Consider the following 9,965-nt stretch of genomic DNA (forward strand, 5'->3'; position numbering starts at 1 on the left):
ATTATTCCTCTTCGGCGATATACCACACAGATCCGGGTATTTGCACATATTTGCCATCACGGGTATAGAAGAAAGAGTAATTGCGGCCATCTTTTGGTGTTGTTATCTTTTGAACGCCATACCATCGTTTTATAATTTTACCATCATACCCAAACACGGTGATGGTGAGGTTTTGACCGGTTATTGTTTCTATTTTTCGCTGTACAATATTCTTTTGTTCATAGGTAAAAAAATATTTAAAATATAGATACACCCCTGATAGCAGAAGAATAACAAACACTGCACCAAAAAGATACAGTTTTGATTTTGTAGTCATAATTATGCTCCCCCTAATATGAGAATTTGCAATTAAGGCTTAAGTCTAATTCAATTCTTTCATTACAATCATGAATTGATAAAGTCATAATAAATTCAACATTATATAAATATTTTCATTGTATTTTAATGCTCTTCAATCCAGCTCTTGTGCAATCCTTTAAAAATTTACGATTTTTATACTTTTAATGAGATTACAATCTAGAAACAAATAAATACCCATAGTATAGCATAGCCCCAGCGTAAATGGTTTTTTACAACGAATGCATTTTATGATTACGCGTATAGTATAAAAATGTCAAACCCAAATAGAAATTTGCCGTCAATAAAAATGATACTTGACTTTAATTATATTTACCCTAACAATCTTGCAGTAATGTTTTATAAATAATGAATAGTGCAATTACTGCATGTTGCAGTTGGTATGTACATTACATATATTTACATACACAAATCATTCATTGGATAGGAACGTCTATGATTTATACACGAATATGGATATACGTATTGATTATTGTTATACTGTTTGCAAATGGATGTAAAAAAGAGAAAATATTTGAGATAGAACCCAATGATACATATACGCAGGCTAACCTGATTAACATTGGTACATCCATAGATGGATACATCAACACTGAAAGTGATATCGATTTTTATATGGCAGATGTTCAGGCACCTGCACTTTTTGATATTAGTGTTTCCGCAGTAAAAGGTGTGAATATAGCTTTTACTCTATGGAAGGCAACTGAAGATGGTATTGAGCCATTAAAATATGTTGACGATATGCGTAAATCTGCACCTGAACGCCTACGTGGCTTTAAGGTTGTCAGAGGTAGGTATTATATATCAGTTTCTCATGGTGATAAGGATCCGCGCATTAAAAATACTGAAAATTCATATTCATTGCTTGTGACACAGGAAGATCCTGAAAGTTTTGAGTCAGAGCCCAATGATACAATATTGTCTGCAAATCCTATACAGATTGGTGTTCCTATGCGTGGGTACTATTCCCCTGCTTTCAATAAAGCCAATACCAATGCAGTTAATCCCAACCGCGAAGAAGACTGGTTTACGTTCTATGTTGACGAAGCCCCGGTGGTGTGTGATATTGAGGTTGCTGGTGTTACCGGCATAGAAGCGCAGCTTGATATTGTTGATGCGCAGGGTAATGTGTTATTTTCTTCAAATCCACAGGGGCAGGGAGTCAGCCAAATAGCAAAAGGCATAGGATTGCCAGTTGTAGGTAATTATTATATAATGGTTGCAGCAAGAAATTATGCTGCAAATAATGAAACACCATATAGCCTCATCGTCACTACTCGAAGCTATGACAACACTACCGAGATTGAACCAAACAACATTATGCCGTCATCCACACAAGTTGTGAATGATACCATCATGGGCAGAATATATCCTGATGGGGACGTTGATTACTATAAATATGGTGGCGATAGCTCCGACACAACATTTTATCGTGTTGAAGTAACACCACCAATGACACTAGACGTATTATTTTCAATTTACAATGCCAAAGGCGAGGAACTCTATGTGATAAATAACGATGGTACCGGCCACAAAGAATTACACCCAAATTGTTATATCAGTGCGCCATTTTACGTAAAGGTGTGGGCAAAACGCGGCCAGCTTGACATGGACAATAGTTATTCACTGGCGATAGCTCCTGTAACTATTCCTAACCTTATTGATATTGAGCCAAATGATACAAAAGAACAGGCAAACACCTCACAGGGGAACACAATAACAGGATATATATCCAAAAAAGCCGATACTGATTATTATCTTTTGCATTACAAAGGGCGACAGAAAAAATATTTTATGATAAAAGCGCCTGAAAAAATTCCTGTTTCATTTTCAGTAACTGATTCTTTGGGGTATATCCTGCAAACAGTAAAAATTAAAGCAGGGCAATCTGCAACAATAAATGAAATAATTGACAGCAAGGGGTATTGTATAGTAAAGCCATTGAATGATGCCTATGATGGTATATATTCAATAGAGATAAAGGATAAGCCATGAAGATAAATAGATATTTTATTGTACTGATGGTTCTTATTAGTACTATTACGATTTCCTGTAAATCAGTTCCGCAGTATCAAGAACCGGTTGAACCTGTTATTGCTCCTGTTGAGGTCAGTATTAATTTTAGATTCATTGCATATGATACGGGTATCACCAACCCTGATGATGACAAACGGTGCTATTACCGAGTATTTATTGATAAAATTGATGCTGGGAGGACAACCATAGGACTTGAATCACAGAAAAAGTATTTTGAAGCAAAGCTATCGCCCAACACTCACCTTCTTGTAATAGAAAAGTGGACACTTGATGAGCGTGAAGGTGAATATAAAAAAGTAAATAATATATTGCAGCCTAAACCCAATTATTTTTATTTTGAAACCAAAACATCAGAAGTAACTGAAGTAACAATGGTTAATGATAAAAGAACAAATGCAGCGCAGTATTCAGTGAGTATGCGTTAATAAAAAAATGTTTTTAAATAGAAAACTCAGATAGTTGAAAGTGCCAGCAGATATTATTAGACTAGTGAACAATGCATAATACTACATTTTACTTTTGGGATACAAATGTTTTTATATGCTTATAAAATTTGTAGGCATATTCAAAACTCGTTGGTAGTTTTAAAAATTACCTATAAAAAGCATTACATGAATTTTTATATGAACACGGAGAAGGTATCCTTAAAAAATTATTAATTATTTTTAATTCTATACCATTGCAGTATTGTGTGATATGAATAAATATTTGACATTCATTATAGGGTTATCAAAATCAAAGTTGTTAGAAAGATAATACTTTGGGAGGATGTTATGAATATTGAAACAACTACATGTATATCTCTAGAACATTTAGAGTTGCTTAAATTTTACGCCAGAACATATAATATGTCATTACGTACATTTATCTCAACAATGATAAGCTTTGCAGCTCAGTGGGAAAAGGTTAGTGTAAAATCGTTTAAACAAATCTCATATAGGAAAAAAGGGAGTAGTTGGAAACGCTTGCATTTAGTGTTGTATGAGGATGAATATGAGTTTTTTATGGATGTGAAGAAGGTGTGGAAGATGTCTTTAGCAAAGATAATTGCATTTTGTTTGGATAATGTACTTGATGAATTTTTGAAAATTCTTGATGTGATTGGCGATGATGATTATACCGATAACTATCGATATACTGGCTATACATTTAGCGTTTTTAGGGAAGAAGGTATTGTGTGTTGCCAATTCTATTGGGGACCACATCCGGAAATAATAAAAAAAGCAAAAATATTAGGACATCTATAATATACATAAGAAAGGAAAATAATAAAATTATGTTCTCCTTTTCAAAAACGGATGCGTTAGACTTAAATCCTTTTGAAATCTGCTCAATCCGCCCTCCTACAGAAAATTTAAGCTTAACGTTCAGGCTAACTCGAAACTGCTACTGGAACAAATGTGCATTCTGCCCAGTGTATAAATGCGGCGCAAAATTTTCACGCCGAACGGTTGATGAGGTTATTGAGGATGTGCAGCGGGCAAAACGCATTGATGATTTTTTGTTTGAGCATGGCATTGGATATCCAGTGTATTCAGAAGCTGATTTCTATAAATTGCAGGGTATTGTGCAGGATGTACAACGCCAGCGATGGGAAGCAGGGATAGTTGATGTAGCAAGTGTTGACACTAGTGATGAAAAAAGTCCCATGAATGTTGATGACGAACGTATGCAGTGGTTTATGCAGTGGTTTGTGGAAAAGCCAACATTGGCACAATGCTTTGAACATATTGTACAGTGGCGCATCGGTGGGAGCAAAACCTGCTTCCTTGGTGATGCAGATGGACTGATAGTACATGCAAATGACTATGAAAAGCTACTATCGATCATAAAACAAAATTTTCCAACATTGGAACGCTTTACCATTTATGGGCGCACTAAAACTGCACGTAAAAAAGATTTTAAAGAGCTTTCTTGTATTCAAAAAGCAGGTATTAACAGAGTGCATTTTGGCCTTGAAAGCGGCAGCGATGAGGTTTTAAAGCTTGTAAATAAAGGCGAAGATTCTCGCGATCACGTTGAGGGATGTATCAAAGCTAAAGATGCAGGTTTGTCTGTTTCTGTATATATTATGCCGGGATTGGGCGGCAGACGTTTAAGCCACACACATGCTCACCAAACCGCGCGAGTTATTAATGCCATCAAACCTGAATATGTACGTTTACGCACGCTTTCAGTATTTCCCTATACACCACTTTCTGATATGGTTAAAAGTGGTCAATTTGAACTATGCACAGATGATGAGATAGTTGATGAAATTGAAATGCTGATAACACAAATAGAAGTTCCAGTAATGCTGTATAGCGATAGCGCAACGAATCTATTGCCGTTACATGGACAATTACCGCATGAAAAAGATCAACTACTGAGTATCATTGGTGAGTATAAATCTAAGGATTATGCCGAACGTCTGCAGTATCGGTTGCGCGCACGATTGGAATCTTTTGTTGGGCAGTATGGACGTTTAACTGATGACATTGATGAACTTTTACAACCACTTATCAAGGGCAATCGGCTTGCAATAGATAATACGGAATATGCTGAGAATGTCATTACTGCAATTTATAATAAGCTTATGCCGTAACTAGTCAAATCCCAACTAACTTCAATCACAATAAAAAAGCTGCTCATAGGTGAGCAGCTTTGTAAATTACATTGTATAACATAATATATTATTTTGCTTGTTGTTGTGGTGCTTGCGGTGCTTGTTGCTGCGGAGCCTGTGTTTGTGTATTCAGCTCTTTTCGTAGCAATTCCATGTTTTTCTCAATTTTCTTTTCGTCGCGGAGTGTATCAACAAGCTCTTTTATTTTCATATTAAGTTTCTGTTGAAAAATCTGCTGCTTTATATACAGCTCAGCCTGGTCCACTGGTACACCTTTGAAACGCGCACGCTGCTGATTGTAGATCTGTTCAACTTCCTGGGGTGTAATAGTTATCTCGTTTTTGAATTTTTCCCGAATGTAGTATTGTACCACAAGGCCTTCTTTTGAAATATCTAACAAGGTATTCAATTCCTCGTTTTTCATAATGCCATCATCAATAGCTTTTTTGTATACAAGCCGCTGCTGGATCATCTGCTCCAGAAAATTATTTTTATTAAGGAGAGGATTTCGTTCCAGCTGTGCAGGGTCCTGTGCCAATTTATCAATTTCTTCTTTAGGTAGGTTATAAATGCTTTTCATCTGTGCATAGTAATATGCATTCAATTCGTTGTCGGTAATTTCATCGTTGTCAATCTTTGCAATCCACTTGCCACCATATTTATTGCCGCATGAAATTGCAAATGCCAGGATTGCAACAGCAATTACTGAATAAAAAATCTTTGTTTTCATAGTATCCATCCTTTTACTGTAATGAAAATTAAAAAAATATACCTCCGGAGGGAGGGGATTGTTGCTTACTTTTTGTGAAAATAAAAGTTTTACGATTGATAATAGATTACAGTAATTGTTGCAACAATTTTTTTATCTCTTCAAGTTTTTTTTCTGGTGGCATAACGCCTGTTACAAAATTAACTATCTCCCTGTCATACCTGTCTATTGACAAACGTTTGTCTTTTTGGATGAGTGCAATCAATTTTTTAATGTCAAGTTTTGCTTCTTTCGTGATTCGTAATTTAACAAGTTTGGTATCTTCCATAATTTCATCAATATACAACTGTGATGCCAGCGTTCGCACCTCTTCCATAGCAATAAAAGACTGTACCTCTTTAGGAGGTGGACCAAACCTGTCAATCATTTCAGCTGTAAGTTCAGTGAGTTCCTGCAGTGTCTCGCAGGCTTCGTATCGTTTGTAAAATTCTATCTTCTGTTTTTCATCATTGATGTAGGTATCGGGGATGAAAATGTCAGTTTTGATATATACAGGGGTCCTGAATATACGGACTGGCTTTTCTCCTTTGAGCTTTCGCACCGCATCCTCTAACATTTGGCAGTACAGGTCAAAACCCACATCCATGATATTGCCCGACTGCTCCTTGCCTAAAATATTGCCCGATCCTCTTATTTCCATATCTTTCATTGCAATTTTAAAACCGCTACCAATTTCGGTATACTCAGCAATCACCTGAAGCCGCTTCTGGGCATCTTCAGTTATTTGTGCATCTTTTGGATAAAAGAGGTATGCATACGCCTGTCTGTCCGAACGGCCAACGCGTCCTTTCAACTGGTACAGCTGCGAAAGTCCAAAAGTATCGGCCCTGTTAACTATAATAGTATTGACATTAGGCATATCAAGTCCCGACTCTATAATAGATGTTGACACCAGCACATCGTATTTTCCGTTGATAAAATCAATCATAACCTCTTCAAGTTCGTGCTCGTGCATCCTGCCATGTGCCACGCAAAACGTTGCTTCCGGCACAAGCTTTTCTAGATACTGTGCCTGCTCATAGATGGTACTGATACGGTTATGTACGTAGAATACCTGACCTTTACGCTCTATCTCCTTCAAAATAGCCATGCGCACAATGTCAGGATTGTCTTCATTTACCAGCGTTTCAATAGATTGGCGATTTTCCGGTGGCGTTGCAATAATTGACAGGTCACGTATGCCGGCAAGTGCCATGTGCAGCGTGCGGGGAATAGGAGTTGCCGAAAGCGTAAGCACATCCACCAGTAAGCGTAATTTTTTCAAATGCTCCTTATGTTTTACACCAAAGCGTTGTTCTTCATCTATTACTACCAAACCTAAATTTTTAAATTGCACGTCTTTTGCAAGCAAAGCGTGCGTTCCAATTATAATGTCAATAGTACCTGCCTTAAGACGTTCTTTTATTGACTTCATTTGCTGATGAGTTTTAAAACGCGATAGCATCTCGATAGTTACTGGATAATCAACAAAGCGTTTTGTAAATGTGTTATAATGCTGCATGGCAAGCACTGTGGTAGGTACAAGTACTGCAACCTGTTTCCCTGCCATTACTGCTTTAAATGCTGCACGGATTGCAACCTCAGTTTTTCCAAAACCAACATCACCACATATCAGGCGGTCCATGGGTTGTGGTTTTTCCATATCATCTTTGACATCTTCAATGGCGGTAATCTGGTCAGGTGTTTCTTCGTATTCAAACTTTGACTCAAACTCTTCTTGCCACATTGTATCAGGTGGGTATTGAAATCCTTTCAGCGCTTTACGCTGTGAATATATCTTTAATAAATCCTGTGCAATTTCCTCTACTGATTGCTGTACACGCTCTTTAATGCGGTTCCATGCAGATTTTTTACCCAATGCGTCAATCCGGGGTTGTCTTCCATCCAGGCCAACGTAGCGCTGTACCATGTTTATCTGATCAAGTGAAACGTATAGCTTATCACCTTCTGCGTACTCTATGACTAAAAAATCCCGCTCAACGCCGCCGGCACTCATGCGTTCAATCGCCTTAAAAATTCCTATACCGTGATTAATATGTACCACATAGTCACCTGGCGATAGCTCTAGGAAAGTATCTATTGGTTTAGAATATTTCTGTTTGAAATGCTTTTTCTTGCGGTATGATTTGCCAAAAATTTCGTGATCGGTTATGATGAGGGTTTTAATGCTTTCAATCTCAATCCCTTCATGAAGATTAGATATGACTATGCTGAAGTGCTTTTTTGGATTATATGTGGTAAATTGATCGGATGGATGAAATTCATTAAACAGATCATACAGACGACGTGCCTGTCCTTCAAACGAAGTGCTTACAATTATGTGCCATCCCTCTTCAATTCGTTTAGTGCACTCATTGCGTACATCCTGTATCCTTCCCTGAAATGATGGGATACTTTTGAGGTGCCATACCCTTTGTGAGTCAGTTGTAAATGGGTGCAGAGTGATACCCTGTTTTTCAATTTGTTGATAGCTATCGCTACGCAGTAGCTGTTGAGCAGGTACACACAATGTGGTTTCTTTTTTGTGATGATACAACTGATGATAGGTTCGTTCTAATTCGGACAGTTTTGCTTTTAGTTGTGTTGGGTCGCACAGGAATATGTGTGGGTTATGTGCAAATGAGATGAGTGTAGTAGCTTCAATTGCTAGTGGGAATATGTCGTATATGCCAGGGATATTTGCTTTATGCAATGACTCCAGAGCCAATCTGTTTAAGGAGCTATCGCCACCCTCTAATGCTTTTTGTAATTTTTCTTTTTCAGATTGCAACAGTAAAATTTCACGTCTGGGATAGATGGTGATGGTATTTGTTTCTTCAAGAGAAACCTGTGTCATAGGATCAAAGTAGCGAATGGATTCGCAGGTGTCGCCAAAAAAATCAAGGCGCACCGGATTAGCTGCATTTGGTAGATAGATATCAATGATGCCACCTTTGACCGAAAACTGTCCATAGCGGTCAACACGGGTTTCGCGCTCATAGCCATACTGGACAAGTGTTTCAATAACTACTTCAAAAGGGTACTCATGACCTTTGTTGATATGTATACCCTTTTTTAAAAAAAATTCCTTATGGGGGATAACTCTGAGCAATGATTCAATAGTTGCTATCACAATAACAGGTTTACCTGAAAGAAGCTGATACAGCGCAGTAATACGGTCACGCTCAATTGAAGATGATGGATTGACATACTCATACGGGAGAACCTCCAATGCGGGGAAGGGGAAAACTACATCGTCATTCACAAAAGTTGCTATATCTGCTACAAAGCGATTCATAGCATGATAGTCGACAGTGACCACAATGGTTTGTTGGCTAAAAGTGTTGAATGCTGTTGCAACAATGAATGGAAACGAAGAAATGTGAATGCCTTCTATAGAAAAGGCTTTTGCACCGGATGCTGCCAGTTGTTGAAATTCGTTGCCTTTTGCAAAAGCGCAAGTGAGTTCTTTCAGGATCATTATATGAAAAGTGTTATATTTTGTGTGAGTATACGTTTTACCTGCATTGTAAACCTGGTATAACCGTAAAGGTTATGCTTAATTTGCAAAATATATATACCAATTTTACGTTTATTTTATGGATTTTTCAATCTTTTTTATGAGGCTCTGACCCCATTTTCTACTTTAATTTTGCTATCGCTATTTTTTCTGTGATAAAAATATCGTTGAAGACTGTATGCGTAATGTATCAAGTCACAGAATTTGGAGAAAAATATATTATTATTTTATCGTATGACTGCCTCAATTGCCTTTTTATTTTTGTAATATTTCACTCCATAATAAATGCCTGCAGAGACGCCAATAACTCCTGAAGTTATTGCTGCTGCAGATATAATAGTGGTTACAATACCAAAATTAGTGAAATAGTACACAGCTATACCAGCACCTAAAGAAACTGAACCGCTTGCTGTAAAAAACAGTGCATTATAGCCGTTGTGAAGGGAGTTTTGCCGGCTCTGGCTTAAATAGTATACAAGGTCTGTTTTTGAAAGTACATCCACTGGATTTTTTTGTGTGACATCTACTGTAAAGGTCCCTTCTATCGGATATTTTTTATAATGGTAGTATCGCTTTTGTGAGGGTTTGTTGTTATGAAGCAACATAATTGTGTATGTATATGAATCAGGTATCAAAGCTACAGGTAATTGCACAACACAATACATACCGTCAATGACTTCTGGAGTAAGGGTATATTC

The 9,965-nt window shown here is 37.3% G+C and carries 8 protein-coding genes; 4 read left to right on the forward strand and 4 right to left on the reverse strand.

Features of this window, described 5'->3' with window-relative positions; all coding sequences use genetic code 11:
* Position 1: 1 nt before the first annotated feature.
* Entirely contained in the window at positions 2-316 is a 315-nt protein-coding gene (locus tag N3F66_09580) for a hypothetical protein (GenBank protein MCX8124402.1), read from the reverse strand.
* A 476-nt stretch (positions 317-792) separates the two neighbouring features.
* Here N3F66_09580 and N3F66_09585 point away from each other — a divergent pair, with 476 nt between their 5' ends.
* The 4 genes from N3F66_09585 (at position 793) to N3F66_09600 (ending at position 4,978) form a co-directional block, all read left to right on the forward strand.
* Positions 793-2,352, forward strand: a complete 1,560-nt coding sequence (locus tag N3F66_09585; GenBank protein MCX8124403.1) for a hypothetical protein — start codon at positions 793-795, stop codon at positions 2,350-2,352.
* The gene (locus tag N3F66_09590; GenBank protein MCX8124404.1) at positions 2,349-2,819 is read left to right on the forward strand and encodes a hypothetical protein; all 471 of its coding nucleotides are present in this window, start codon (positions 2,349-2,351) and stop codon (positions 2,817-2,819) included. Before N3F66_09585 ends, N3F66_09590 begins: the two co-directional genes overlap by 4 nt.
* A 348-nt stretch (positions 2,820-3,167) precedes the next feature.
* Positions 3,168-3,641 (forward strand): hypothetical protein, encoded by a 474-nt coding sequence (locus tag N3F66_09595; protein MCX8124405.1) that lies wholly within the window; start codon positions 3,168-3,170, stop codon positions 3,639-3,641.
* A gap of 29 nt (positions 3,642-3,670) precedes the next feature.
* On the forward strand, positions 3,671-4,978 hold the full coding sequence (locus N3F66_09600) for a radical SAM protein (protein MCX8124406.1): 1,308 nt from the start codon (positions 3,671-3,673) through the stop codon (positions 4,976-4,978).
* An 88-nt stretch (positions 4,979-5,066) separates the two neighbouring features.
* Here the strand turns inward: N3F66_09600 and N3F66_09605 are convergent, their stop codons facing one another.
* The 3 genes from N3F66_09605 to N3F66_09615 all read right to left on the reverse strand — a co-directional run.
* Complete coding sequence (locus N3F66_09605) at positions 5,067-5,729, reverse strand: SurA N-terminal domain-containing protein (GenBank protein ID MCX8124407.1); 663 nt, start codon at positions 5,727-5,729, stop codon at positions 5,067-5,069.
* A 106-nt stretch (positions 5,730-5,835) separates the two neighbouring features.
* Positions 5,836-9,228, reverse strand: a complete 3,393-nt coding sequence (gene mfd / locus N3F66_09610; GenBank protein ID MCX8124408.1) for a transcription-repair coupling factor — start codon at positions 9,226-9,228, stop codon at positions 5,836-5,838.
* 266 nt (positions 9,229-9,494) lie between these two features.
* A partial coding sequence (locus N3F66_09615; protein ID MCX8124409.1) for a hypothetical protein occupies positions 9,495-9,965 on the reverse strand: 471 nt, incomplete at its 5' end.

This window comes from Spirochaetota bacterium, from assembly GCA_026414805.1.
GTDB lineage: Bacteria > Spirochaetota > UBA4802 > UBA4802 > UB4802 > UBA4802.

What these genes read in the sequence shown, in the direction of transcription:
- N3F66_09580 (MCX8124402.1), bottom strand. Translation starts at nt 316, where the DNA reads ATGACTACAAAATCAAAACTGTATCTTTTTGGTGCAGTGTTTGTTATT.
- N3F66_09585 (MCX8124403.1), top strand. Translation starts at nt 793, where the DNA reads ATGATTTATACACGAATATGGATATACGTATTGATTATTGTTATACTG.
- N3F66_09590 (MCX8124404.1), top strand. Translation starts at nt 2,349, where the DNA reads ATGAAGATAAATAGATATTTTATTGTACTGATGGTTCTTATTAGTACT.
- N3F66_09595 (MCX8124405.1), top strand. Translation starts at nt 3,168, where the DNA reads ATGAATATTGAAACAACTACATGTATATCTCTAGAACATTTAGAGTTG.
- N3F66_09600 (MCX8124406.1), top strand. Translation starts at nt 3,671, where the DNA reads ATGTTCTCCTTTTCAAAAACGGATGCGTTAGACTTAAATCCTTTTGAA.
- N3F66_09605 (MCX8124407.1), bottom strand. Translation starts at nt 5,729, where the DNA reads ATGAAAACAAAGATTTTTTATTCAGTAATTGCTGTTGCAATCCTGGCA.
- mfd (MCX8124408.1), bottom strand. Translation starts at nt 9,228, where the DNA reads ATGATCCTGAAAGAACTCACTTGCGCTTTTGCAAAAGGCAACGAATTT.